The following is a 25,624-nucleotide window of genomic DNA, read 5'->3' on the forward strand; positions in this document are numbered from 1 at the left end:
GCATTGAATGCTCCGCCTGCGGAGCACAAGGAACCGCCACCCGTCATGTTAAGTTATCGCCACAGTTTCCACGCCGGCAACCACGCCGACGTGCTCAAGCACACCGTTCAGAGCCTGATCATCGAGTCGCTGAAGGAAAAAGAGAAGCCGTTCCTGTATCTGGATACCCACTCGGGCGCGGGCCGTTATCAGCTCAGCGGCGAACACGCCGAGCGCACCGGCGAATACCTGGAAGGCATCGGTTTGCTGTGGCAACGCGACGATCTGCCGGAAGAGCTGGCGGCCTACATGAGCGTGGTGCACAACTTCAACCGTTCCGGCACGCTGCGCTATTATCCCGGCTCGCCGCTGATCGCCCGCCAGCTGCTGCGCCCGCAGGACAAAATCCACCTGACCGAGCTGCACCCGAGCGACTACCCGCTGCTGCGCAGCGAATTCCAGAAAGACGAGCGCGCCAAAGTGCAGCGCGCCGACGGCTATCAGCAGCTGAAATCCCAGCTGCCGCCCCTGTCGCGCCGCGGCCTGATCCTGATGGATCCGCCGTATGAAATGAAGACCGATTACCAGGACGTGGTCAAAGGCATTCAGGAAGGCTACAAGCGTTTCGCCACCGGCACATACGCGCTGTGGTACCCGGTGGTCATGCGCCAGCAGATCAAACGCATGCTGCGCGATCTGGAAGCCACCGGCATTCGCCGCATCCTGCAGATCGAGCTGGCGGTGAAACCCGACAGCGATCAGCGCGGCATGACCGCCTCCGGCATGATCGTCATCAACCCGCCGTGGAAGCTGGAACAGCAGATGAAGAACGTGCTGCCGTGGCTGCACAAGGTGCTGGTGCCGTCGGGCATCGGTCACCATCTGGTGAACTGGGTGGTACCGGAATAAACCCCATCAGGGCGCGGTTTGCCGCGCCCTGCGTCCACCTATCGCAGCCATCGACGCAATCTTTGCGACAAACCCCGGTCAGGCGTTAAACTCTTACCCTCTTCAAATTCACAACTCATGGAAATCCCAGATGACGAAACATTACGATTATCTAGCAATTGGCGGCGGCAGCGGCGGTATCGCATCGATCAACCGGGCAGCCATGTACGGCCAAAAGTGTGCGCTGATTGAAGCCAAAGAGCTGGGCGGCACCTGTGTAAACGTGGGTTGTGTACCGAAAAAAGTCATGTGGCACGCGGCGCAGATCGCCGAGGCCATCCATCAGTACGGCCCGGACTACGGCTTCGACACTACCGTCAACGCCTTCGACTGGAAAAAGCTGGTCGCCAACCGCACCGCCTATATCGATCGCATCCACAACTCCTACGATAACGTGCTGGGCAAGAACAAGGTCGACGTGATCAAAGGCTTCGCGCGCTTCGTGGATGCGCACACCGTGGAAGTGAACGGCGAGACCATCACCGCCGATCACATCCTGATCGCCACCGGCGGCCGCCCGAGCCATCCGGCTATTCCGGGCGCCGAATACGGCATCGACTCCGACGGCTTCTTTGAGCTGGACGCCATGCCGAAACGCGTCGCCGTGGTGGGCGCCGGCTATATCGCCGTGGAAATCGCCGGCGTGCTGAACGCGCTGGGCGCGGAAACGCACCTGTTCGTGCGCAAGCACGCGCCGCTGCGCAGCTTCGATCCGATGATCGTCGAAACCCTGGTGGAAGTGATGAACACCGAAGGGCCGAGCCTGCACACCGAATCGGTGCCGAAAGCGATCGTCAAGAACGCCGACGGCAGCCTGACGCTGCAGCTGGAAAACGGCAAAGCATTCACCGTCGACTGCCTGATCTGGGCCATCGGCCGCGAACCGGCGACCGACAACCTGAACCTCGGCGTGACCGGGGTGAAAACCAATGAGAAAGGCTACATCGACGTCGATAAGTTCCAGAACACCAACGTCAAAGGCATCTACGCGGTGGGTGACAACACCGGCGCGGTAGAGCTGACCCCGGTCGCCGTGGCCGCCGGCCGCCGTCTGTCCGAGCGCCTGTTCAACAACAAGCCGGACGAGCATCTGGACTACAGCAACATCGCCACCGTGGTGTTCAGCCACCCGCCGATCGGCACCGTCGGCCTGACCGAGCCGGAAGCCATCGAGAAGTTCGGCGCGGACAACGTGAAAGTGTACAAGTCCTCCTTCACCGCCATGTACAGCGCCGTGACGCAGCACCGCCAGCCGTGCCGCATGAAGCTGGTATGCGCGGGTAAAGAAGAGAAAATCGTCGGCCTGCACGGCATCGGCTTCGGCATGGATGAAATCCTGCAGGGCTTCGCGGTGGCGGTGAAGATGGGCGCCACCAAGAAGGACTTCGACAACACCGTGGCGATCCACCCGACCGCGGCGGAAGAGTTCGTCACCATGCGCTGAGGCGCAACCTCGCCGGATTCCGGCGCGTAACAGGCCAGGCGCGAAAGCGTCTGGCTTTTTTATTTATCTCGCTCGCCTCACGGCGCCCGGCGGTAATGATCGCGCAGAAACACCGGCAAATCGTTCGCCGGTGCAGCAAAGGGCACCTGATAGAGCATATCGCCGACAAAACCGCGATGATAGGTAGCGTGGTTGACGACATGCAGCACGATTTCCTGGCGCGTCATGCGGCCTTCCCCCCCGCCGACGAACTCGAAATGCACCACCTGCGCCAGCGCCTCGGGCGACCAGCTGTCCACCTGTTCGATATACCAGCGGTCCATTTCCTCCACCGCACACCGCAGAGAGTCAAGCGCGGGCGTTTGCTCGGTGTTACGCGCGAGGTAACCATGCTTGCGGCCTTGCAGATGGTGCCTGAAGATATCGTCCACCACGTACACGTGATTCAAGGTATGCACCATATTGCCGAAACGGGTCGGGCGCGGCCGCAGCGCTTCGCCCTCCGGCAAGGCCGCCACGCAGTCAAAGGTCAAGGCGTTCGCCCACGCTTTGTAACGCACCAGCATTTTCAAGGTATCGATGGCCGTTGCAGACATACTGTTCACTCCTTATCGGATGAAAATCGATATTCCGTTCAGCCGCACGCGGGTGCGGCGGCGCGTGCTACGCCGTGCCAATCCCATGCAGCCGACCTTCAACCTGAGTGCGCGTGTTGCCGCCCACCCAAATCCGGCCGCTCTCGTCGCGGGTGACATGCACGCGCCCGTTGCGCCCACGGCAGCGGCCCTGAGCGGCGATATAGCCGCCGCTGACCACGCCGCTTGCAAACAGCCACTGAGCCAGCGAGGCATTGAGGCTGCCGGTGACCGGATCTTCGACGATAGCGCCAAGGTGATCGCTCAAAAAAGCGCGCACCTCGAAGGCTGCGTCACCATCGGCATGTGGGCCGACGACGCCAATGTCCACTCTGCGCGGCCAGCTTCTCGCCGGCGTCAGGGAAAGCACCCGCTCGGCGCTGGCCAGCCGGATCCCCAGCCACCCCGGACCGTTATCGATCCAGGCGGCATCGAGCGCCTCCTCAGGCGCGATCCCCAAAAACCGCAGCGCGTCGGCCAACGCCGCTTCTGACGGCGCCCCGGAGCGAATCAACGGCGGCGCGGCAAAACACAGCCGTCCGCCCTCGCGGCGAATGCTCACCAAGCCCGCCCCGCACTCCTGGATGATCTCCGCGTCATTACGCGGCGTACCGCCCGCAGTGAGCCAGGCATGGCAACTGCCGAGCGTCGGGTGCCCGGCAAACGGCATTTCACGATCCAGCGTGAATATTCGCACCCGGTAATCCGCCTGTGAGTGCATAGGCGGCAGTAAAAAGGCCGTTTCCGACAGGTTGAACCAACGCGTCAAGCGCTGCATGTCCTCCGTAGACAACGCTCCGGCGCCCGTAATCACCGCCAACGGATTGCCGGCGAGTGGCCCGGCGCCAAAGACATCCACCATCTGCATGCCAAAAACCATCGCTTCTCTCCTCAGGTTAACGCCGGGCGTTCATTACCCCCGCGATATCAACAGCTCCAGGCCCGCCAAAGCGAACAGCAGCGCAAGCGTTCCTTCAATCCAGCGCCTCACCCGGGTGTAAAACGCGATCATCGGCGACGTTGAGAACAGCAGGGCATACCCCCCGAAAATCGTCACGCCGAGCAGCGCGCAACCGCCAATAATTGCCGGTAAAACCTGCTCAGGCGCGCCTTGCCGCAATCCCAGCGACATGATCGCCATCCAGGACATGATGGCCTTGGGATTGCCGAGATGCATCAGCACGCCCTGCCGATACAACCTCTGATAAGATCGCGCGCTATCCCCTGCCGCTATGCCTGTCGTAACGGGAGACGCCCGTAATGCGGATCGGCCGGCGCGCAGCGCCAGATACAGCATATACACGCCGCCAACGATCTTGATGGTCCACAGCGCCTGCGCATACGTGGCCAACACGGCGGAAAGGCCAGTCGCGGCCAACATCGCCCAGCACAGCGATCCGGTCACCACCCCAGCGGCCAGCACCAACGCGGGCCTGCGGCCGTCACGCATCGCCACGCCCATGATCGCCATGTTGCTGGGGCCGGGGCTGGCAGTTGCGAGGAGATAGGCGCCGTAAACCAACGCAAGCTGACTGACCATCATGGAAAAACTCCGCTGACCCGCCTTACGGCCGAGCCGTAGTTGAAAACGCCGGGACTCCTCACCAACATAGTATGTGTTACACTTTTCGCCTATTTAAATAGTGTCACGTGACACTATATTCTTTCTCCGGAGAGCGAATATGCGGCTTCAATCCCCCTGGCAGCCCCGCCTGGCCAATGTGGAAGCCACTACCGTCGAACGGCTGGTGTTGGCGTTGGCTGACGACATTATCGAGGGCAAGCTGCAAGGGGGCGATCGTTTGCCGGCCCACCGTACGCTCGCCTGGCAATTGGCGATCGGTCTGGGCACGGTGACCAAAGCCTATGCCATCCTGGAGCGGCGTGGGTTGGTGCGCAGCGTGAAAGGCCGCGGGATGTTCGTGGCGATCCGCCGCGCCCGTGAAAAACGCGAAATCGATCTTTCATCCAATGCGCCGCCGGCGATGCTTACCGATCGTTTGCTGGCGCGCACGCTGGCCGGCATTGCGCGGAAAATGGATGTGGACCATCTGAACTTCTATTCCCCTCCGACCGGGCATCTGGAGCACCGGCGTTTGTTGGCCCGCTGGCTGGAAAACGCCGGCGTCACGATCGATCCGTCGCACCTGGCGCTGACCAGCAATGCCCGTCAGGCGATTTCGCTGGCGTTTGACCTGGCCTGCGGGCCACGCGGCACGATACTGACCGAGAGACTCACCTACCCCGGCGCGATCGCGCTGGCCCGACGTAAAGGCCATCGCCTGATCGGCGTGGAGATCGATGCGCAAGGCATAGTGCCGCAGGCGCTGGCGAGCGCGCTCGAGCGAGTCTCCTCCGGCCATACCGCGGTCTATCTGACGCCGACGCTGCATAATCCGACAACCGCCACCATGAGCGCCGAGCGCAGGCAGGCTATCGTCGAGATATGCCGGCGGGCGAATGTCTGGATCATCGAGGATGGCGTGTATGCGCTGGGGCATTCAGCGGCGCCTGCGCTCGCGGCTCTGGCGCCCGAGCGGGTGTTCCATGTCAATGGCCTGTCGAAAACGCTCGGCCCGGGATTGCGGATCGGCATGCTGACTCTGCCGCCCGGCATGCAAGCTGCGGCGGAAGAAGCCTTGCAAGATCTTCCTTTCGCACCTTCGCCACTGTCTTGCGCTGTGGTGGAGGAGTGGCTGGCCAGCAGCGCGATCGAGACGATACCGCAAGCGTTGCGCCATGAGGCTCAGCGAAGAGTACATCTGGCCACCTCGATATTCGATGCCGACGAATGCGTATCGCATCCCGACGCTTATCATGTCTGGCTGCCGATGCCGCGCGAAACCGCCGAGTCTGTGGCCGCCGCCGCCGCATTGGCCAACGTAAAGGTGACGCCGCCGGACACCGTGATGGTAGACCGCGACGAACGTGCGACGGGCATTCGCCTGTGCCTGGGTTCCCCCTCGCCGAACGAGCTAACGGCAGGCCTGACGCAGCTGGCGCAGCTGTTGAAAGCGCATCGAAACGGCTGACAAACGGAAGAGAAAGGTTACGCGTACAGGCCGACCGGCCCAGGACTGTTCTTTTTGTGCGGTTTACTATTCCCTTCGCACCCGCCTGCTTTTTCTGCCATTATTCTGCCTGATAAATTAGCGGGACTGATACAAACCTCCCCGCGCCTCTGGAGAACGCCGATGCTGTTCAAACTATGCAAAACCCTTGCGATGGCCTGCGTGGCCCTGATTATCGCCCAGAGCAGCGCGCTCAGCTTTACCCTGGAAGTGGCGGGCAAGATCGACAACGTGACCGACCCGGTCAAAAAAAGCTATCTGTTCACCGATAAGCAGCTGTTGGCGATGCCGGTGCGCAGCATCACCACCTCCACCTCCTGGACGCCGCAGAGAAAATTTGAAGGGATTTCGGTGGCCGATATCCTGGAGCGCGTCGGCGCCAAGGGCGAGACGCTGACTTTCTACGCGCTGAACGATTATTACATCGACGTGCCGCTGTCCGACGTCAAGAAGTACAACATGATCCTGGCCTACAGGATGGACGGGGAAATGCTGAAGCTCAGAAACTTCGGCCCGCTGTTCCTGGTTTACCCGCGCGACGCCGCCGGGCCTGAACTGAACTCGCCGTTGTACAACTCGCGCTTTATCTGGCAAGTCGACAGGATCGTGATCAAATGAAGCTGACGACCTTTAAGAACGGCAGCAGGCTGGCGATCCCGGCCATCTTTGCCGCGCTGTTTTTAGTGGCTTCGACCGTCACGCTCTATTACTACAGCGCCACCCTGTCGAAGAAAGGGCTGTATGCCATCGCCGGCACGCAGGAGAACTACTCCTGGTCGATCGCCAAGTTCTCCATCAAGCTGGCGGAATTCGACACGTTCGTCGAGCAGCAAAGCCATGCCGCGCAGGTGGACAGCGACAACCTGCGGCTGCGGTTCGAAATCCTCTATTCGCGCTTTTACGTGCTGGAAACCGTCTCCGAATCCACGCAACCGCTGTACGCCGAGCCGGGCTACCCGGAAGTGGTCAAGCAGATGCGCCTGCAGATGGATCGCATCGATAAACTGCTGGATAACCCGAAAATCGACTTCAGCCAGGTTTTCGCGGCCATGAAGGCCATCAAGCCTTACGCCATCGAAATGGCCAACCTGACCGACCACGCCGAGGTGAAGCAGCGCACCGCCGCCTATGAGGACTACATCGAGAAACGGCACATCATTTTCTATGGGCTGGTGATCGTCATGTTCTCGGTGATCGCGCTGATCGCCATCACCCTGATCGTGTTCCGCCAGCAGCGGCTGACCATTCGCCAGCAGGCCAAGGCCATTGAGGCGGAGAAAGCGACACGCACCAAAAACGCCTTCCTCGGCGCCATCGGCCACGAGCTGCGCACCTCATTGCAGAGCGTGATGTCGGCCATCGACGTGCTGGTGAACACCCGGGTGTCGGCGGAGCATGCGGACACTTTCCAGCGGCTGGAGACCGCCGCGCAGCAAATCGAAAGCCAGATGAAGGATCTGACCGACTACGCGCACCTCGACAGCGGCATGATGGAATTGCGCATCGTGCCGTTCGACGCGCAGAAGCTGATCGCGGAGACCGCCAACGAAATCGCTACTTTGACCCGCAAAGAGCAGGTCAAGCTGAGCTGCGAGGTGGAGTGCAGCCACCTGTTGGTGCACTCCGATCCGCTGCGCATCCGGCAGATTATCGTTAACCTGCTGACCAACGCCTACAAATACACCGAAAGCGGCAGCATTACGCTGCACAGCTGCCTGCGCCGTCAACCCGGCGGCAGTTCGCTGATTATCGAAGTGACCGACACCGGCATCGGTATCGAAAAAGACCAGCTCGATCAGATCTTCAAACCCTTTACCCAGTTGGATCAGTCGCATACCAAGCAATATGCCGGCGTGGGGATGGGGTTGGCGATCGTACACGGCCTGGTGACGCTGCTCGACGGCACCATCACGGTGTACAGCGAAATCAAGAAGGGCAGCACCTTTATCGTCAGCATTCCGGTGCAGATCAGTGAAGAAGAGCGCGCCGACGAGCCCGCCACCGCCAATACCTCTCTGCAGCAGAAACCGCAGCAGGTGCTGGTGGTGGATGACAACAAGTCGGTGGGTGACGCCTTTGCGGCGTTGCTGGATAAGCTGGGTTACCAGCACGAACTGTGCGACTCGCCGGAGCGCGCGTTGCAGAAGCTGCTCAGACGCCCTTACGACGCGCTGTTGCTGGATCTGCAGATGCCGGGCATCGACGGCGCCGCCCTGGCCAGGCAGCTGCGCAATCGTCGCGGCCCCAACCGCCATGTGCCAATCATCGGCATCAGCGCCTATACGCCGGAGCAGCTGACGGCGGATCAGCGCGCCCTATTCGATAACTACCTGATGAAACCGGTTCGGCTGGATGCGCTGTCGAGCGCACTGGCCGAGGTGTTCCCCGCTAAAGATTAAAACAGCGTTGCAGTGCGGCTTCGATCACATGGAGCCGCACCGGTTTTTCATAAGGACCGAGCACATCGTACTCGCGCATCGCCTGAGCGATCTCCGACTCGCGTCGGTCGGTGCCCAGTTCGCCGGTCAGCACCAGTACCGGCGCGTCCGGGTTGTCGGAGGCGCGGATGGTGGCGATACAGCGATCCGCCGTTTCCTCACCGATCAGCCAGTCCACCACGTAACCGTCGAACAGGCTTTGCTGCAACGCCTGGCAGAAGCTGTCGACATCGTAAAACGCCACTGCGTTGAAACCGCAGCCGCCGAGGTACTTGGCCAGCTCATCGGCCGCCTGATGCGAATCGTCCAATACCGCGATGCTCAACCGCTCGTCATCGCCGTAGCCGGGCCGGATTTCTATCAGTTCGACGCCGTAACGCAGACCTGCCGGCGCCTCTTCGGCGCGATAGATATGCCATTGCCCCTCCACACGCAGCGCCACAAACTCCGCCGGCCGCCCGGCAGAAAGTTCATCGCCAATGTGCCCGACGCAAGGCATCGCCACCCCCGCCACGAAAAAGATGGCATCACGCGCCATGTTTGGCTCGGTCGTCTCGTGTTCGGCACTCAAATCGGCGATCGCCGCCGGCGTTTCTCCCAACGCGGCCGCGACGCTGTTGATCTGTTCCAGCGTCCAGGGGCTTTGCCCTTTCAATTTGCGGTGCGCATGTGAAAAACTCAGATCCAAGATGCGGCTGAGTTCGCGGGCATGCTGACGTTTTCCAATCCCGTAATGTAAAAACAGCTCCCTGACCCGATTGGCAATCGACTGTGAATCGAATTTTTGATGATTGTTATCCATTTGTTCCTTCGATTTTTTTTACTGATTTATCAGTCGTTTTGATTATTTCTGCTGAAAAAGCCACACCTAAAACTAGCATCCCATGCAATTATGCGTTAAAAACGTTGCTTGACATACCATGTTGTATCGTCAAACATGGTATCAAAAGAGACATACAGCAATACACTATAAAAAATAACACCAGCACGATTTTTAATAATAACCATAGTAACACCAGGGAAAATTTGTTCCGTTGCCGCTACTGAGACGATGCTCACATCGCTTGGACTGCATAAGCAAAACGGGGCTTGAGCCTTTAGCGCTAATCTGTTTTACCCACTTTTAAGCCGGGATCCGTCAGGGTCCCGGTTTTTTATTGCCCTGGAGCCGGCCATCATACGTTCTCACCCCACAGCCGCAAATAAAAACGGAGCCGGCATGCCGGCTCCGTTGACCCTTGTAATGACCGCTTGGCTTAGAAGCGCCAGGTGAAACCGGCGTTGACGCTGTTGTCTTGGTGGTTCTGCGACAGCAGCCCGCCGTAGCCCAGCGACAGCGAGGCGTTCTCGTTCACCGCCACTTCCGCCCCCACCTTCAGCACCATGCCGTCGCGCGACACCGGCACGCTGTCCACCACGAACGGCGCGTTGCCGCCGTTGAACCGCAGCCCGGTGCCACGCTCCAGCCCGCCGTACTGGTGTTGCCACCCCAGCTCGCTGCGCAGCGCCACCGTCGTGCCCGGGCTCACCTGCCACGCGGTGTCCGCGCGCAGCCCCAGCGTCGACACCGTCGCGTCGGTATGCTGCTTGTCGCCGCGCAGCGCCGCTGCGCCGCCGCTTTCCGCGATGCCGTTGTTTTCGAAGTTCACGTACGCCAGGTTGACGAACGGCTCCAGGTTCAGCCACTCACCCTTCACGCTGTAACCCGCTTCCGCGAACAGCTGCTCGGTGCGCGCGCTGTACTTCGCCGTGTCGCGGTCCGATTGCATCCCGTAGTTCACCGACCGTTTGGTGTCGATGCGGTGCCAGGTGTAGCCCGCCCCACCGCGCAGCGCCAGCGCGCCAAACTGCTTGTCGCCGTACGCCGCCAGGTGGTAGTTGTCGCTGTCCGCCTTCGACCCGTACCCGCCGTGCAGCGAGGTGCGGGTGTAGCCGGTCGCCACCCCCAGCCGCCAGTCGGCCGCCGCCGCCGAGTCCAGCCCCACCAGCACCCCGTAGGTCGAGGCCTGATAGCCGGTGGCGTTGGCGTCGCCCGATGCATGGTCCCACGCCCCCAGCAGTTGCGCCCAGGCGCCGTCCTCGTCCGCCTTGATGGCCGACGAGCTCGCCAGCCCTTCCGCCTGACGCAGACGCCCGTTCAGCGCCTCACGCAGGTAGCGGCTGTCGTTCACCAGCGCCGACGCGATGTCCGCATGGATTTGCCCCGACAGCTGGCGGAACGCCTGCCGCGCCTCGCCCGCCGAGCCGCTGCTGAGCAGGCTCTCGTACACCGGGTTGCCCGCCGCCAGCGCATCCGCCGCCGCCGCCACCGCCCGCTCGTTCGCCGTCTGCGCCACGCTGGCGAAGCTTGTGCCGTTGCGCCCGACGCTCAGCGTCACCCCATTCGGCTGGTAGCTCAGCCCGGTGCCGAGGAACAGGTAGTTCGGCGCCACCGCGTCAAACTGCCCGCTCACCCCCTGCTGCGCGCTCAGGATGGTGTACTGCTGGCCCAGCAGGCTGCGCACCTCGCTTTGCGTCAGCAGGTTGCTGCTGTTCTCCAGCGTGACCGCCACCTCACCGCCGCCGATCGTCGCCGCTCCGCTGCTCTGGATCCGATCGCTCTGGCCGTTCGGCCCCACTTCCACCGCATAGCGCGAACCCGGCTCGAAGCTGACGTTGCCGGCCACGTTCAGGGTACCGATCGAGTTGCCCGGTGCCACGGTGCCGCCACGGCGGGCGGTCAGCGAACCGACCGTGCCGCTGCCGCCGACGATGCCGCCGTTCTGCACGCTGACGGCCGAGGTGACCGAGCCGTTGATCGCCAGCCGCCCCTGATTAACCAGCGTCGGGCCGGCATAGGTGTTGGCGCCGGTCATGACCAGCGTGCCCATCCCTTCTTTGGTCAGGCCGCCATGGCCGGAGATGTTGTTGGAGTAGACTTCCAGCTCGCAACTGATGTCGTCACACTTTCTGGCGTGCAGCGTGCCGGCATCCACCTCGGCGCCCAGACCCGGAATATTGGCGACAAACTGGGTCGGGCCGTAGGCCACGCCCGTCGGATCCGGAATACGGAACTCCGCAGGAATATCTTCGACGGTATAGAACATGCCCGGGCCGTTGATGGCCTTGCCCAGGTTGATCATCCCCCAGCCGTAGAGCGCGTCGATGCCCGGCGCGCCCATATCGGTGGCGGTGGTTTTCAGCACGTCGGCAATCTGCGCCGAGCTCATGTACGGGAAGCGCTGCAGCAACACCGCCACCGCGCCGGTGACGTGCGGTGTCGCCATCGAGGTGCCGTTTTTATTGCCGTAGTCCGACACCAGGTTGGCTGGATCGGAACCGTTGGCCACGGTGCTGTAGATTTTGCTGCCCGGCGACGAGACGCAGAAGCTGGCGGTATAGCCGCAACGGGAAGAGAAGCTGCTGATGGTGTAAGGCACGCTGTTGGTCGATGTCGCATCCTGCGCCACGCTGGCGACCGACAGCCAGTTCGGCGCGATGTCCGGCACGAAATAGGCCAGCCCGCTGATCACATCCGGCTGGTTGTAGTTGCCGTCGTTACCAGCGGCGAACAGCACCAGAATATTTTTGCGCGCCGCGTCGATGGCGCCCTGATAGCCTGCGCCGGCCAAACTGCCGAGCAGCGGTTTGACCTGATCGAACTGTTCCTGCGCATCCTTCAGCTCAAAGTGCAGCGCGTTGGGATCGCGGCCGCCGTCGGACAGGAAATCGGGAATACTGACGCCCCAGCTGTTGTTGATCACCCGCACGCCGCTCTTGATCATCGCCTGCCAGCCGGCATTGGTGACGGCGCCGTCCAGGCCGAGGAATTCGCCGTACGCCGGGCCGTCGTTGTCGTTATCGACGCTGATCACCCGCGAATCGAAGGCCACGCCGTGCATGCCGACGCCGTCGCGGTTCGCCGCGCTGATGCCCGCGACGTGCACCCCGTGATTGCTCAGCATGCCCTGCGAGCCGCTGTAGAAGTGGAAGGTGCCGTCGAAGTAAAAGCGATCGCCGGCGTTAATCCCCGGCCGGTGCGGATCGGTATAGGCGCGGTAGCCTTCGGTAACGACGTTGATCAGTTTGCCGTCGCCGGCGAACTCGGGATGGCGGTTGACCGGGGTATCGAAAATGCCCACCTTTTGCCCTTTGCCGGTGTAGCCGGCGGCGTAGGCCTCATCGGCGTGGATCGCCCCCAGCCCCCAGTTGGCGTTGAATTCGGCGCTGCGCCAGCTGGCCGGATCGCCGGCTTGGCCATTCACCTCGTGCGGCGCCGCCTGCGCATACCCCGCCAGCGCCATGCAGCAGACCAGCGCGTTCAGCCGCCATGGCGAGCGACGAGCGTTTCCTTTGCTGTCAAAACCCATTGTTGTTGTCATTTCCTTACCTTTTGCTTGTTATTGGCCGACGCCCCAGGTGCGCCGGGTTCTCATTAGCAGGATGTGAAAAAGGAACCGCCCGCAGGCGGTTCCCGTACAAGGATTAAGTCGATGTTGCTTAGAAGCGCCAGGTGAAACCGGCGTTGACGCTGTTGTCCTGATGGTTCTGCGACAGCAGCCCGCCGTAGCCCAGCGACAGCGTGGCGTTCTCGTTCACCGCCACTTCCGCCCCCGCCTTCAGCACCATGCCGTCGCGCGACACCGGCACGCTGTCCACCACGAACGGCGCGTTGCCGCCGTTGAACCGCAGCCCGGTGCCACGCTCCAGCCCGCCGTACTGGTGTTGCCACCCCAGCTCGCTGCGCAGCGCCACCGTCGTGCCCGGGGTCACCTGCCACGCGGTGTCCGCGCGCAGCCCCAGCGTCGACACCGTCGCATCCGTGTGCTGCTTGTCGCCGCGCAGCGCCGCTGCACCGCCGCTTTCCGCGATGCCGTTGTTTTCGAAGTTCACGTACGCCAGGTTGACGAACGGCTCCAGGTTCAGCCACTCACCCTTCACGCTGTAACCCGCTTCCGCGAACAGCTGCTCGGTGCGCGCGCTGTACTTCGCCGTGTCGCGGTCCGATTGCATCCCGTAGTTCACCGACCGTTTGGTGTCGATGCGGTGCCAGGTGTAGCCCGCCCCACCGCGCAGCGCCAGCGCCCCGAACTGCTTGTCGCCGTACGCCGCCAGGTGGTAGTTGTCGCTGTCCGCCTTCGACCCGTACCCGCCGTGCAGCGAGGTGCGGGTGTAGCCGGTCGCCACCCCCAGCCGCCAGTCGGCCGCCGCCGCCGAGTCCAGCCCCACCAGCACCCCATAGGTCGAGGCCTGATAGCCCGTGGCGTTGGCGTCGCCCGACGCATGGTCCCACGCCCCCAGCAGCTGCGCCCAGGCGCCGTCCTCGTCCGCCTTGATGGCCGACGAACTCGCCAGCCCTTCCGCCTGACGCAGACGCCCGTTCAGCGCCTCACGCAGGTAGCGGCTGTCGTTCACCAGCGCCGACGCGATGTCCGCATGGATTTGCCCCGACAGCTGACGGAACGCCTGCCGCGCCTCGCCCGCCGTGCCGCTGTTGAGAATGCTCTCGTACACCGGGTTGCCCGCCGCCAGCGCATCCGCCGCCGCCGCTACCGCCCGCTCGTTCGCCGTCTGCGCCACGCTGGCGAAGCTTGTGCCGTTGCGCCCGACGCTCAGCGTCACCCCATTCGGCTGGTAGCTCAGCCCGGTGCCGAGGAACAGGTAGTTCGGCGCCACCGCGTCAAACTGCCCGCTCACCCCCTGCTGCGCGCTCAGGATGGTGTACTGCTGGCCCAGCAGGCTGCGCACCTCGCTCTCCGTCAGCAGATTGGGGCTGTTCTCCAGCGTGACCGCCACCTCGCCGCCGCCGATCGTCGCCGAGCCGCTGCTCTGGATCCGATCGCTCTGGCCGTTCGGCCCCACTTCCACCGCGTAGCGCGAACCCGGCTCGAAACTGACGTTGCCGGCCACGTTCAGGGTGCCGATCGAGTTGCCCGGCGCCACGGTGCCGCCCTGACGGGCAGTCAGCGAACCGACCGTGCCGCTGCCGCCGACGATGCCGCCGTTCTGTACGCTGACATCCGAGGTGACCGAGCCGTTGATCGCCAGTCGCCCCTGATTAACCAGCGTCGGGCCGGCATAGGTGTTGTTACCGGTCAGTACCAACGTGCCGATACCCTGTTTGGTCAGGCCGCCATGGCCGGAGATGTCGTTGCTCCAGAAATCCAGGCCGCACAGCACATCGCTGCAGACGCGCTCGGTCGGTTTACCCTTGTCCAGCACCGCGCCGACGCCCGGCAGATCCACCACAAACTGGGTCGGGCCGTAGGCCACGCCCGTCGGATCCGGAATACGGAACTCCGCAGGAATATCTTCGGCAGTCACCAACATGCCCGGGCCGTTGATGGCCTTGCCCAGGTTGATCATCCCCCAACCGTAGAGCGCGTCGATGCCCGGCGCGCCCATATCGGTGGCAGTGGTTTTCAGCACTTCCGCCACCTGCGCGCCACTCAGATACGGGAAACGCTCCATCAGCACCGCGACGCTGCCGGCCACGTGCGGCGCCGCCATCGAGGTGCCGCTGTATTTGGCGTAGCCGGTTGTCAGATTCTCTAGGCTGGTGCCTTCGATTACCGAGCTGTATACCCGGGTGCCCGGCGCCGAGACGCAGAAGCTGGCGGTATAACCGCAGCGAGAAGAGAAGGTGCTGATGCTGTAATCGCCGGTATTGGTCGGATCCTGCAAGCTGGCGACCGACAGCCAGTTCGGCGCAATCTCCGGCACAAAATAGGCCAGGCCGGCCATGGCGTCCGGATTGTTCAGGTTGTAATCGTTACCGGCGGCGAAGATGGTGACCACGCCGCTGCGGGCCGCGTCGATCGCGCCCTGATAGGCGCCCCCGGGGTTGGTGCCGAGGATCTGTTTAATCTGATCGAACTGCTTTTGCGCATCGTCAACGGTGAAATGCGGATAAGCCGGGTTCTTACCGCCCTTGGCGAATTTATCTGTAATGCCGATGCCCCAGCTGTTGTTGATGATGCGCGCGCCGCTGGCCACCAGCGCATCCCAACCGGCCTTATACACCGCGCCGTCGTTGCCGAGGATGATGCCGTCCTCCGGGCCGGGATCGCCGTTCTCCGCGCTGATGATCTGCGCGTTGAACGCCACGCCGTGCATGGCGCCGCCGTCTCGGCTGCCGGCGGCGATGCCGCCCACGTGGGTGCCGTGCGAACCGAGCGTGCCATCGGAATCCACGCTCGGCGTGCCGTCATAGCGAAAAGCGTCGCCTTTTTTCACCGGAATATAGGGATCGGTGTATTCACGGATGCCTTCGGTAACCAGATTGATCACCTTATTCTCACCGGCGAACTCCGGGTGCTTGGCGTAAACCGGCTGATCGAAAATGCCAAGTTTGATGCCTTTTCCGGTATAACCGGCGGCGTAGGCCTGGTCGGCGTGGATCGCCCCCAGCCCCCATTCCGCATTGAACTCACTGCTGCGCCAGCTGGCCGGATCGCCCGCCTGGCCGTTCTCTATATAGCTGGAGGCCTGCGCCCCGCCAATCGCCGTCAGGCAGATCAGCATCGCGCTCCATTGTGCGCGATGAACTCCGATTTCAGGCCAGCCGAAGGCCGCCCGAGCGGATTTGATTCCTCTACGTTTCTTCTCCATCCCAGATACCGTCCGTTGTTGTTTGCAAATGTCTTATAAGATTTTTTGTGTAACAGTTTGGTAACACCAAATAAATAAAGCACAACAATCTCAAGTGCGCTTAATGTGTCATCCGGCAGCTCGACGGGAGGAGAGAATGTTTCAGGGGTGAATCAGGCCAGTGCCGATAAGAAATGACAATGACGTTTGCCGGTATCAAAATGGCGATAACACGTGAAGGGATAAATTATAATTTGCTGATAAATAAAAATATAACCTAGGGAGACATAAAGGATGCGGCCGCCTGAAAAGTGCTTAACAGGCGTCTTTTATCACTTTTAATTATAAATTTTGCCAATATTCACTCAGTGAATTATGCTGGTTTTTCACTCGGTCATCGGCAAAAATTGGATTATCCTGCTGATGTTTTTTTGCAGTTCGTCGCGTCCTCTTCCGCCTGACGCAGAATGGCTTTGGCCATCCATTGCGTGACGTCCTGAATGCTCTCAAGCTCCAGCCCCCAGATATCTTTCAGCACCAGGAACACCTCCGAGCCGTAAATCAGCGAGAAAGCATGAATCACTCTCTGCAGAGAGTCCGGCGGCAGTTTGCCCTGCAGCGGTTCCACCGCCAGCGCCAACAGACGCTTGCGGTTGCCGCGCACGAATTTCTCGCCCGGCGTCGCGTGCGCCCACTGTTGCAAAGAGAGTTGCAGCGCCGCGCGCAATGCTCCCTCGTGCCGCTCCATCTGAGGATAGGCGAAAGTCAGCAACTGCTGGATGCGTTTCAGGGCGTCATCGTCTTGCGGGCGCCATTCCAGAATAGGCCCCAGGCTTTCCGCCACCACGGCGCTAATCAGCGCACTCTGTGTCGGGAAATAGCGGTAGGCCGTCGCACGCGATACCTGCGCATGCGCCGCCAGTTCGGTGATCGAAGGAAACGCCCCTTCGTCATACAGCGTCATCGCGCTGGCCAGCAACAAACGGTAGGTTTTTGCCCGGGTGGAAGTCAGTGAAGGATCAAACGGGGTGGGAAAGGCATCTATCGGCACATAAACCTCATGCATCTGCACACGCTTGCGCAACAGAGGATGCGCCTCTGTCGACTGGCTGCCGGCAAAACGCCGGCCACGTTGAAAAGCTCAAAAATGAGACAGGAGTCCCATTTTGCACTGAGCTGCCCTTGCAAAAATGATACTGCCGTCTCATTATATAAATACATTAATCAATTTAATTTAAACGCCAACACCAGGGCACCCTAAAAAATATAACAAAATGATTTATAAATAAAAATTAGAAAAACCCCAGGAAGATACATGAAAGACACTTCAAATTTTGTCTATATTGCTACCACAGCAGATACGAAAGGACAAGAGCTGGAGTATGTACGGCGGCTGATCGCTGCCCTGAATTTACCCACGCGAACCGTCGATCTTTCCACTCGTCGCTTGCCGTTTGACTCCCCGGCCGATATCGGTCCAGAGGACGTCGCACGCCACCATCCGGCGGGCGCCGACGCGGTCTTCTGCGCCAGTCGCGGCCAGGCGATCGCCGCCATGGCGACCGCTTTCGAACGTTTTATCCTGACGCGCCGCGATATCGCCGCCTTGCTTGGCCTGGGCGGCTCCGGCGGCACCGCCATCATCACGCCGGCCATGCAGCAGCTGCCGATCGGCCTGCCGAAAGTGATGGTCTCGAGCATGGCGGCGGGAGACGTTTCCGCCTATGTTGGCGCCAGCGATATCAACATGCTGTATTCGGTCACCGATCTCGCCGGCCTGAACCGCATCTCGCGACGGGTGCTGAGCAACGCAGCGCGCCAGATAGCCGGCGCAGTGCACTTCGCCGCCGTCGACTATCACGACAACAAACCCGCGATCGGCCTGACGACGTTTGGCGTCACCACGCCCTGCGTTCAGGCGTTGATTGCCGAACTGGGAACACAATGGGATTGTCTGACGTTTCATGCGACCGGCAGCGGCGGCAGATCGTTGGAAAAACTGATCGATAACCGCCAACTGCACGGCGCCATCGATTTAACCACTACCGAAGTGGCCGATTACCTGTTTGGCGGTGTGCTGCCCTGCAATACGGATCGTTTCGGTGCCATCGCGCGTACCGGCATCCCGTGCGTGCTCTCCTGCGGCGCGATAGACATGATCAACTTCGGCGCGCCGAATACGGTGCCGGCTCGCTATGCCAACCGTCTGCGTCACCATCACAACCCGCAAGTGACGCTGGTGCGCACCAGCGCTCGGGAGAATGCGTTAATGGGGCGCTGGATGGGCGAAAAGATCAACGCCTGCGCGGGCGAAGTGCGTTTCGTTATCCCGGCGGGCGGCGTATCGGCTTTGGATGCGCCCGGCCAACCGTTCTGGGATCCGGCGGCGCTGGCCGCCTTTACGCAAGCGCTGGAAGAAACGGTATACGCCACCGACAAACGCCGGCTGATAAAAACGCCTTATCATATTAACGACCCGCGCTTTGCACAGGCCGTTGCCGAACAGTTCCGGCGCATTGTCGGCGGGGAATGATTATCACTCACTGCAGAACCTGCCGGTGATAACGCCAAATAAAAAGAGCCAGACAAATAGCCTGGCCCTTTATTATTCACCGCGAGCGGATATTACTGACCGGCGGGCATCTGCTCCTTCATTTTATTCATGTGGTCCATCATCTTTTGCTCGCGTTTCTGATAATTCTCATTGTATTGTTTTTTCTGCTCAGGCGTCAGCAGGTTATACATTTTATTTTCCGCTTTGGCGCGTGCCAGCATGCGTTCGGATTGCGCTTTGCCGATCGCGTCAATTTGTGCCTTCGCCTTCGCTTCGTCAAAGCTGTCGGAAGCGACCAGATTGTGCAACGCCTGGCGCTCCTCTTTCATGCCCGGCCCGCGCTTCTGGTGCGACTCTTTCATGATATCGCGCATCTGCTGGCGCTGCTGCTCGGTCAGGTTCAGCCCGGCGAACGGGCCGCCTTTGCCTTCACCCTTGTGATGCATCATTTTCATCGGCGCCGCATCCGCCGCCGGGGCCGTCGCCGTATCGGCGGCGAACGCCGCGGAAGCAGAACCCAGAGCCAGCGTGGAAGCAATAAATAAAGCCGTCAATTTACGCATAATCATTTCCTTAAAAATTTTCTTCATCAGGAGCGCTGTACGTTAACAGGCTCATTCGTTGTCGGAGATAATAATAGGCTGATAAATTTCAAGTAATGCGAGGGTGTGTAAACTTTTTAAAACCCGTCTCGGATTTATTCACCAATTATGAGAAAACTATGAAGATGGCGTTTATTTGATAGAAATTTTAATTTCTCGGCAAAAATCCCCCCGGTGGAGTTATTTTTCCGCTTTCTCCTCACCGCTATAATTTACTCACCTGCACGGCAACCTTGTATCAACCGTTTTCCGATAGCAGGGGAAATCACTAAGCATCACACGATCCGATGTTCTCCTACACTTTAAGGCAAGCGGCCGCCGGGCGACGTTTACACCGCAAAACTAATCATTGCTTATATAATAGTTTCCATCACCCGCCCCGCCTGTGAAAACCTGTTATATGATGCACAGATGCGTACGGCGATCGCTTTCGGGCCAACAGGCTGCCCGGCGCTGTGCCGGCCGCCCGCCCGTGCTCTTTTGAGGAATCGTCATGCCCGCAGACCAAGGCCCTGAGCTTCTTAGCGCTCACTTCGGCACCCAAAGCCCCCACTGGCGGCTGGCGTTTGACAGCAATGCCCTGGAGCTGTCCGCTATTAAGGGCAAAGCTCATGTCGCGGTGGCGCTCAGCGCCATGGAAGCGGCGAAAATCCGCCGTCTGACCGGCGTGACCGCCAGCCTTGAGCTGACCATTACGCTAGCCGGTGAACCGCTGCATCTGCATCTGGTCGGGCGCCGCGTCAACAACCTCGAATGGGCGGGCACCGCTTCCGCCTTCAGCGACACCCAATCCGTGGCGCGCGACCTGGTGCACGGCCTCTCCTTCGCCGAGCAGGTGGTGTCCGAAGCCAACTCGGTGATCGTGATCGTCGATCAGCACGGCCGCATCCAGCGCTTCAACCGGCTGAGCGAGGAGTACACCGGGCTGCACGAACACGAGGTGATCGGCAAAAACGTTTTCCAACTGTTTATGAGCCCGGAAGAAGCCGCCGCTTCGCGGCGCAACATCGCCGGCTTCTTCCGCAACGGTTCGTCCTATGAGGTGGAACGCTGGGTAAAGACGGTCAAGGGTGAACGGCTGTTCCTGTTTCGCAACAAATTCGTGCACAGCGGCAGCGGAAAAAACGAAGTCTTTCTGATCTGCTCCGGTACCGACATCACCGAAGAACGTCGCGCGCAAGAGCGGCTACGGGTGCTGGCCAACACCGATCTCATCACCGGCCTGCCGAACCGTAACGCCATACAGGACAAGATCAATCACGCCATCGCCACGCGCGGTGAAGAGAGTTTCGGCCTGGTGTACCTCGATCTCGACAACTTCAAAAAGGTCAACGACGCCTACGGCCATATGTTCGGCGATCGGCTCCTGGTCGAGGTCGCTCTGGCGATCCTCGGCTGCCTGAGCCCGGATCAAGTGCTCGCCCGCCTCGGCGGCGACGAATTCTTGGTGCTGGCGCCACAAAGCGATCGCGAGCGCCTGCAAACGCTGGCGCAGCGCATTATCGACAGGCTGAAGACCCCTTTTCGCATCGGCCTGATTGAGGTGTATACCGGCTGTTCGATCGGCATCGCACTCTGCCCTGAGCACGGCAACGATCTCGACAGCCTGATCCGCAGCGCCGATACCGCCATGTACGTCGCCAAGGAGCACGGAAAACGCACCTATACCGTCTTCTCGCCGGAGATGAACAAACGCGTCGCCGAGTACATGTGGCTGGACACCAATCTGCGCAAAGGGTTGGAGCAAAATCAGCTGGTGCTGTATTACCAGCCTAAAATCGACGCGCACAGCGGTGAAGTGCACAGCGTGGAAGCGTTGGTGCGCTGGGATTCGCCGGAGCGCGGCCTGATCCCGCCGCTGCAGTTCATCTCCTACGCCGAGGAGTCCGGTCTGATCGGCCCGTTGGGCCAATGGGTGCTGCAAACCGCCGCCGGGCAGGCGGCGCAGTGGCAAGAGCGGGGATTGAATCTGCGGGTGGCGGTCAACCTCTCTGCCCGTCAGCTGGCCGATGACAGCATCGTCAACGACCTGCTCGGGGTGCTGCACCGTCACCGCATGGCCCCCTGTCTGCTGGACTTCGAGTTGACCGAAAGCAGCCTGATTGAAGACGAGAATCGCGCGCGCGCGCTGATCACCCGGCTGCGCGAACTGGGCGCGCAGGTGCATCTTGACGACTTTGGCACCGGCTATTCGTCGTTGGCGCAGCTGGCACGCATTCCTCTGGACGCCATCAAGCTGGATAAAAGCTTCGTGCGCGGGGTGAATTTCAATCCGGTATCGCAATCGCTGGTACGCGCGATCGTCGCGGCGGCGGAGGCGTTGGCCTTCCGCGTGATCGCCGAAGGGGTGGAGACCGAGAGCGAAAACCACTTCCTCGACGAAGTCGGCGTGGACGAAAAACAGGGCTTTCTGTTCGCGCGGCCAATGCTCCCGGAACAGCTGGAGCATTGGCTGCAGTCCTATCGCCCGCGCTCACCCTCCGCATGAGGCGGGCGCGTTAACGTTAGCCGGCACGACGCAGGTTCAGGGTATGGCGATCCTGCAACATCACCAGCCGCTCGATGTAGGCACGGTCTTTTTCCTCAATGGTAAAGGCCGAGTGCACCCAATCTTCGGTAATGTCCATCAGCTCGGAACGCGTCAGCTGCAACACGCGCTGACGCGCCCGCAGCATGGCGCGCATGCCGTTGAGCTTCGGCCGGATGGTATCGATGAAGGTGCGCGTCGCCAAGTAAGCATCGCCGGGCTGAAACAGCTGGTCTACCAGCCCGCGACTCTCGAACCACTCTGCGGTGTGCGACTCGCCGCCCCAAATCAGCTCCTCGGCCAAGCGCATGCCCGCCTTGCGCGCCACCAGCGAGTAACCCCCCATGCCGGGAAACAGGTTGAACGCAATCTCCGGGAACCCCATGCGCGCATTGTTTTGCGCCAATACGAAATGGTGCGCCAGCGCCGCTTCAAAACCGCCGCCCAGCGCGCTGCCTTCAACCATCGCAATGCTGACCGCGCCGGTGTCGAAACCGCGCGCCGCCGCATGCACGCAGTCGATGCAGGCGCGCGCGTAGGCCATCATCGCCTCGCGCTTGCGGTTTTTGATCGCTTCGGCGAAGAACTGCAGATCGCCACCGACGTTGAACATGTTCGGCACCAGCGAGCCGGTGACCCAGAAGTCGAACCGCAGCGAAGACTCCTTCGCCGCCTGCGCCAGCGTCATGATGTCTTCAATCAACGCCTGGTTGAAGCAGGGGCGTGGCGCAGCGCGCAGCAGCATCCACATGATGTGCCGCCCCTCTTCATAGTAGGCGGAGATCTGCGACAGATTGCCCGCTTCGGTAAACGGACGACAGGTGGGGTGATTAAGCAATTTCATAAGACCTTCCAGTTTTTCTGTTGATGACGGATAAGACCGTTCCAGCCCCTACGGCTGCAGCGGAGCGGCGAGCGGCAAAGCGCGACGCCACATCATGAGTAAACGCTTTCTCGCCGACGAAACAGATAAAAATTGGAGGTAGAGAAGTGAAAAAAACCGAGGCGCCACGGGGTTTCCATAGGAATTTTACCTATCGCGCCATCCCCGGCATTTCATGCCGGGCGCTAACGCGTTAAGCTCGGAAATTGACCGTTTGCCGCCCCGGCGCTCAAAACGCCGCAGGGCTTTGGCTATAATCAACGCTGATACATGCCGTTTAACGTTAAGGAAATCGTGAAGTAATGCCTACAGGACCAGACCAGGAACGCCGCCAGCCCGCACAAGACACGCCGCCGAAGCCGCTTATCGCCATCAAGACCGGCCATGAGACGCTCGACCGCCGCATCAGCGGTTTTTCACGTCTGATTGAACGCATCAAAGCCTGGCCGAGCGTGGCGCACCTGCTGCGCGCCGCCGAACGCTTTAACGATCGGCTGGGCAGCCAGTTCGGCGCCGCCATCACCTATTTTTCATTCCTCTCGCTGATCCCAATCCTGATGGTGTCGTTCGCCGCCGCCGGTTTCGTGCTGGCTTCCAACCCGGATCTGCTGGCCCGCTTGATCAACCGGATCGTCGGCAGCATTAGCGATCCGACGCTGGCCAGCACGCTGAAGAACACCGTCAACACCGCCATTCAGCAGCGCACCACCGTGGGGTTGACCGGCCTGGCGCTGGCGCTCTATTCCGGCATCAGTTGGATGGGCAACCTGCGCGAAGCGATCCGCGCGCAGTCGCGTGACGTCTGGGAGCGCAATCCGCAGGATCAGGAGAAAATCTATTTCAAGTACACCCGCGACTTCATCTCGCTGACCGGCCTGGTGGTCGCGCTGATCATCACGCTGTCGCTGACCTCGGTCGCCGGCTCGGCGCAGGCGGCGATCGTCAACGCGCTGGGGCTGGACGGCATCGAATGGCTGCGGCCGGCGCTGACGACGATCGCACTGTCGATCTCGATCTTCGCCAACTATCTGCTGTTCCTGTGGATTTTCTGGATGCTGCCGCGCCACAAACCGAAGAAAAAAGCGCTGCTGCGCGGCACCTTGCTTGCGGCTATCGGCTTTGAGGTGATCAAGTTCGTGATGACGATGACGCTGCCGCAGGTGGCGAAATCGCCTTCCGGCGCGGCCTTCGGTTCGGTGATCGGGCTGATGGCGTTCTTCTACTTCTTCGCCCGCCTGACGCTGTTTTGCGCCGCCTGGATCGCCACCGCCGACTACAAAGGCGACAAAGCCTTGCCGGAACGCGAGCCGCCGGCGCGCTGAAGCCATGCGATCGTGCCGGTGTTATCGCACACACCGGCACTTTCCTCTGGATATCAGCCAGAAAACCAGTCAATACGTCTAAATAACGCGGCACGCGATCCGAAAAACCAGCATAACAGACTACCCAATCACTTTTCTTTGCCGCTTTTACAGCCATTCCCTCTGTACGAAAGCCCTTTCTCAACGTTTAACGCTGCAGAAAACAAGCCAGATAAAACATTAGTCTTTTTAACCGGTTAGCGGGGTCATTGCCCAAAGTTCCCGCGTTGAAAAGGCCGAATGCTGTCACTAAGATGGATTTTTACCCCCTCCAACAATAAGAAATAGATATGCAAGCCACCATCGCACCCCCACTCGACGCCGACGACGCGTCCACACCGGTGAACTCCCGCGGGAAAGTCATCGTCGCCTCGCTGGTCGGCACCGCCATCGAGTTTTTCGACTTCTACATCTACGCCACCGCCGCGGTGATCGTGTTCCCGCACATCTTCTTCCCGCAGGGCGACCCGACCACCGCGACGCTGCAGTCGCTGGCCACCTTCGCGGTCGCCTTTGTCGCGCGCCCTATCGGCTCTGCGCTGTTCGGCCACTTCGGCGATCGCGTGGGGCGCAAGGTGACGCTGGTCGCCTCGCTGCTGACCATGGGGATTTCCACCGTGCTGATCGGCCTGCTGCCGAGCTATGAAACCATCGGCATCTTCGCCCCGATCCTGCTGGCGCTGGCGCGCTTTGGGCAGGGGCTGGGGCTGGGCGGCGAATGGGGCGGCGCAGCCCTGCTGGCAACGGAGAACGCGCCGGCCAAAAAGCGCGCGCTGTACGGCTCCTTCCCCCAGTTAGGGGCGCCTATCGGTTTCTTCTTCGCCAACGGCACCTTCCTGCTGCTCTCGTGGCTACTGAGCGACCAGCAGTTTATGGAATGGGGCTGGCGCGTGCCGTTCATCCTCTCCGCCGCATTGGTGCTGATTGGCCTGTACGTGCGGGTATCGTTGCATGAAACGCCGGTGTTCGCCAAAGTGGCCAAGGCCGGCAAACAGGTGAAAGTGCCGCTCGGCACGCTGCTGAGCAAGCATCTGAAAGCCACCATCCTCGGCACCTTCATCATGCTGGCGACCTACACGCTGTTTTATCTGATGACGGTGTATTCGATGACCTACGGCACCGCGCCGCAGCCGCTCGGGCTCGGTTACTCCCGCAACAGCTTCCTGTGGATGCTGATGGTGGCGGTGATCGGTTTCGGCGTGATGGTGCCGATCGCCGGTCTGCTGGCGGACGCGTTCGGCCGCCGCAAGACCATGATCGCCATTACCCTGCTGATGATCGGCTTCGCGTTCCTGTTCCCGACCCTGCTGGGTTCCGGCAACCAGGCGCTGGTGATGGGCTTCCTGCTGTGCGGCCTGAGCATCATGGGGCTGACCTTTGGCCCGATGGGCGCGCTGCTGCCGGAGCTGTTCCCTACCGAAGTGCGCTATACCGGCGCCTCGTTCTCCTACAACGTCGCGTCGATCCTCGGCGCGTCCGTGGCGCCTTATATCGCCACCTGGCTGGCGGCCCACTACGGACTGTTCTACGTCGGCATGTACCTGGCGGCGATGGCCGGGCTGACGCTGCTGGCCCTGCTGCTGATGAAAGAAACCCGCCATCAGTCGCTGTGA

The 25,624-nt window shown here is 61.0% G+C and carries 18 protein-coding genes; 9 read left to right on the forward strand and 9 right to left on the reverse strand.

Translation table 11 applies throughout. From position 1 onward, the window contains the following. Positions 1 to 45 precede the first annotated feature (45 nt). On the forward strand, positions 46 to 888 hold the full coding sequence (locus tag AC2CGQ_RS23230; RefSeq protein WP_004931012.1) for a 23S rRNA (adenine(2030)-N(6))-methyltransferase RlmJ: 843 nt from the start codon (positions 46 to 48) through the stop codon (positions 886 to 888). Between the two features lie 130 nt (positions 889 to 1,018). Further along, entirely contained in the window at positions 1,019 to 2,371 is a 1,353-nt protein-coding gene (gorA, locus tag AC2CGQ_RS23235) for a glutathione-disulfide reductase (protein ID WP_021505213.1), read from the forward strand. Positions 2,372 to 2,448: 77 nt separating this feature from the next. Here the strand turns inward: gorA and AC2CGQ_RS23240 are convergent, their stop codons facing one another. The 3 genes from AC2CGQ_RS23240 to AC2CGQ_RS23250 all read right to left on the reverse strand — a co-directional run bounded on the left by AC2CGQ_RS23240 (position 2,449) and on the right by AC2CGQ_RS23250 (position 4,549). Further along, positions 2,449 to 2,967 carry a DinB family protein gene (locus AC2CGQ_RS23240; RefSeq protein WP_048326438.1) on the reverse strand — a complete coding sequence of 173 codons (519 nt, stop codon included), beginning with the start codon at positions 2,965 to 2,967 and terminating at the stop codon, positions 2,449 to 2,451. Between the two features lie 67 nt (positions 2,968 to 3,034). Further along, positions 3,035 to 3,886 carry a PhzF family phenazine biosynthesis protein gene (locus tag AC2CGQ_RS23245; RefSeq protein WP_088382003.1) on the reverse strand — a complete coding sequence of 284 codons (852 nt, stop codon included), beginning with the start codon at positions 3,884 to 3,886 and terminating at the stop codon, positions 3,035 to 3,037. Positions 3,887 to 3,919: 33 nt separating this feature from the next. Further along, positions 3,920 to 4,549 carry a LysE family translocator gene (locus tag AC2CGQ_RS23250; protein ID WP_044030069.1) on the reverse strand — a complete coding sequence of 210 codons (630 nt, stop codon included), beginning with the start codon at positions 4,547 to 4,549 and terminating at the stop codon, positions 3,920 to 3,922. 139 nt (positions 4,550 to 4,688) lie between these two features. Between AC2CGQ_RS23250 and AC2CGQ_RS23255 the strand changes: the two genes are divergently transcribed. From AC2CGQ_RS23255 to AC2CGQ_RS23265, 3 genes are all read left to right on the forward strand, one after another. After that, positions 4,689 to 6,038, forward strand: a complete 1,350-nt coding sequence (locus tag AC2CGQ_RS23255) for an aminotransferase-like domain-containing protein (protein WP_160125934.1) — start codon at positions 4,689 to 4,691, stop codon at positions 6,036 to 6,038. Between the two features lie 162 nt (positions 6,039 to 6,200). Further along, complete coding sequence (locus AC2CGQ_RS23260; RefSeq protein WP_004931017.1) at positions 6,201 to 6,695, forward strand: putative pterin-binding protein; 495 nt, start codon at positions 6,201 to 6,203, stop codon at positions 6,693 to 6,695. Beyond that, the gene (locus AC2CGQ_RS23265) at positions 6,692 to 8,476 is read left to right on the forward strand and encodes an ATP-binding response regulator (protein ID WP_044030072.1); all 1,785 of its coding nucleotides are present in this window, start codon (positions 6,692 to 6,694) and stop codon (positions 8,474 to 8,476) included. Before AC2CGQ_RS23260 ends, AC2CGQ_RS23265 begins: the two co-directional genes overlap by 4 nt. Here the strand turns inward: AC2CGQ_RS23265 and AC2CGQ_RS23270 are convergent. The 4 genes from AC2CGQ_RS23270 to AC2CGQ_RS23285 all read right to left on the reverse strand — a co-directional run bounded on the left by AC2CGQ_RS23270 (position 8,466) and on the right by AC2CGQ_RS23285 (position 17,150). Next, positions 8,466 to 9,317, reverse strand: a complete 852-nt coding sequence (locus AC2CGQ_RS23270; protein WP_021505218.1) for a helix-turn-helix domain-containing protein — start codon at positions 9,315 to 9,317, stop codon at positions 8,466 to 8,468. The two genes, AC2CGQ_RS23265 and AC2CGQ_RS23270, sit on opposite strands and share 11 nt — an antisense overlap. 454 nt (positions 9,318 to 9,771) lie before the next feature. Continuing rightward, complete coding sequence (locus AC2CGQ_RS23275; protein WP_484593912.1) at positions 9,772 to 12,876, reverse strand: autotransporter outer membrane beta-barrel domain-containing protein; 3,105 nt, start codon at positions 12,874 to 12,876, stop codon at positions 9,772 to 9,774. A 118-nt stretch (positions 12,877 to 12,994) separates the two neighbouring features. Continuing rightward, positions 12,995 to 16,018, reverse strand: a complete 3,024-nt coding sequence (locus AC2CGQ_RS23280) for an autotransporter outer membrane beta-barrel domain-containing protein (RefSeq protein WP_484593913.1) — start codon at positions 16,016 to 16,018, stop codon at positions 12,995 to 12,997. Positions 16,019 to 16,496: 478 nt separating this feature from the next. Then, complete coding sequence (locus AC2CGQ_RS23285; RefSeq protein WP_048326479.1) at positions 16,497 to 17,150, reverse strand: TetR/AcrR family transcriptional regulator; 654 nt, start codon at positions 17,148 to 17,150, stop codon at positions 16,497 to 16,499. A gap of 249 nt (positions 17,151 to 17,399) precedes the next feature. On the opposite strand from AC2CGQ_RS23285, the gene AC2CGQ_RS23290 reads away from it, so the two are divergent. Continuing rightward, entirely contained in the window at positions 17,400 to 18,617 is a 1,218-nt protein-coding gene (locus tag AC2CGQ_RS23290) for a Tm-1-like ATP-binding domain-containing protein (protein ID WP_033631845.1), read from the forward strand. Between the two features lie 92 nt (positions 18,618 to 18,709). Here AC2CGQ_RS23290 and spy read toward each other — a convergent pair whose 3' ends face one another. Next, complete coding sequence (gene spy, locus AC2CGQ_RS23295) at positions 18,710 to 19,201, reverse strand: ATP-independent periplasmic protein-refolding chaperone Spy (RefSeq protein WP_028128096.1); 492 nt, start codon at positions 19,199 to 19,201, stop codon at positions 18,710 to 18,712. Between the two features lie 532 nt (positions 19,202 to 19,733). Here spy and pdeR point away from each other — a divergent pair. Beyond that, the gene (gene pdeR / locus AC2CGQ_RS23300; RefSeq protein WP_021505223.1) at positions 19,734 to 21,728 is read left to right on the forward strand and encodes a cyclic di-GMP phosphodiesterase; all 1,995 of its coding nucleotides are present in this window, start codon (positions 19,734 to 19,736) and stop codon (positions 21,726 to 21,728) included. 16 nt (positions 21,729 to 21,744) lie between these two features. Here pdeR and AC2CGQ_RS23305 read toward each other — a convergent pair whose 3' ends face one another. Next, positions 21,745 to 22,611: a crotonase/enoyl-CoA hydratase family protein gene (locus tag AC2CGQ_RS23305; protein WP_004929989.1), complete on the reverse strand. Its 867-nt coding sequence runs from the start codon at positions 22,609 to 22,611 to the stop codon at positions 21,745 to 21,747. Positions 22,612 to 22,952: 341 nt separating this feature from the next. On the opposite strand from AC2CGQ_RS23305, the gene yhjD reads away from it, so the two are divergent. Both yhjD and AC2CGQ_RS23315 read left to right on the forward strand, forming a co-directional pair. Next, positions 22,953 to 23,972 (forward strand): inner membrane protein YhjD, encoded by a 1,020-nt coding sequence (gene yhjD / locus AC2CGQ_RS23310; protein ID WP_021505224.1) that lies wholly within the window; start codon positions 22,953 to 22,955, stop codon positions 23,970 to 23,972. 329 nt (positions 23,973 to 24,301) lie between these two features. Next, a complete protein-coding gene (locus tag AC2CGQ_RS23315) occupies positions 24,302 to 25,624 on the forward strand; it encodes an MFS transporter (protein WP_004929985.1) in 1,323 nt (440 codons plus the stop codon).

It is taken from the genome of Serratia sp. DFXYC6 (assembly GCF_057196085.1).

Coding starts and splice junctions, on each gene's coding strand:
- AC2CGQ_RS23285 (WP_048326479.1), bottom strand. CDS start 17,150: ATGCATGAGGTTTATGTGCCGATAGATGCCTTTCCCACCCCGTTTGAT.
- gorA (WP_021505213.1), top strand. CDS start 1,019: ATGACGAAACATTACGATTATCTAGCAATTGGCGGCGGCAGCGGCGGT.
- AC2CGQ_RS23255 (WP_160125934.1), top strand. CDS start 4,689: ATGCGGCTTCAATCCCCCTGGCAGCCCCGCCTGGCCAATGTGGAAGCC.
- pdeR (WP_021505223.1), top strand. CDS start 19,734: ATGCCCGCAGACCAAGGCCCTGAGCTTCTTAGCGCTCACTTCGGCACC.
- AC2CGQ_RS23245 (WP_088382003.1), bottom strand. CDS start 3,886: ATGGTTTTTGGCATGCAGATGGTGGATGTCTTTGGCGCCGGGCCACTC.
- AC2CGQ_RS23265 (WP_044030072.1), top strand. CDS start 6,692: ATGAAGCTGACGACCTTTAAGAACGGCAGCAGGCTGGCGATCCCGGCC.
- AC2CGQ_RS23260 (WP_004931017.1), top strand. CDS start 6,201: ATGCTGTTCAAACTATGCAAAACCCTTGCGATGGCCTGCGTGGCCCTG.
- AC2CGQ_RS23305 (WP_004929989.1), bottom strand. CDS start 22,611: ATGAAATTGCTTAATCACCCCACCTGTCGTCCGTTTACCGAAGCGGGC.
- AC2CGQ_RS23275 (WP_484593912.1), bottom strand. CDS start 12,876: ATGACAACAACAATGGGTTTTGACAGCAAAGGAAACGCTCGTCGCTCG.
- AC2CGQ_RS23240 (WP_048326438.1), bottom strand. CDS start 2,967: ATGTCTGCAACGGCCATCGATACCTTGAAAATGCTGGTGCGTTACAAA.
- spy (WP_028128096.1), bottom strand. CDS start 19,201: ATGCGTAAATTGACGGCTTTATTTATTGCTTCCACGCTGGCTCTGGGT.
- AC2CGQ_RS23230 (WP_004931012.1), top strand. CDS start 46: ATGTTAAGTTATCGCCACAGTTTCCACGCCGGCAACCACGCCGACGTG.
- AC2CGQ_RS23250 (WP_044030069.1), bottom strand. CDS start 4,549: ATGATGGTCAGTCAGCTTGCGTTGGTTTACGGCGCCTATCTCCTCGCA.
- AC2CGQ_RS23280 (WP_484593913.1), bottom strand. CDS start 16,018: ATGCTGATCTGCCTGACGGCGATTGGCGGGGCGCAGGCCTCCAGCTAT.
- yhjD (WP_021505224.1), top strand. CDS start 22,953: ATGCCTACAGGACCAGACCAGGAACGCCGCCAGCCCGCACAAGACACG.
- AC2CGQ_RS23270 (WP_021505218.1), bottom strand. CDS start 9,317: ATGGATAACAATCATCAAAAATTCGATTCACAGTCGATTGCCAATCGG.
- AC2CGQ_RS23315 (WP_004929985.1), top strand. CDS start 24,302: ATGCAAGCCACCATCGCACCCCCACTCGACGCCGACGACGCGTCCACA.
- AC2CGQ_RS23290 (WP_033631845.1), top strand. CDS start 17,400: ATGAAAGACACTTCAAATTTTGTCTATATTGCTACCACAGCAGATACG.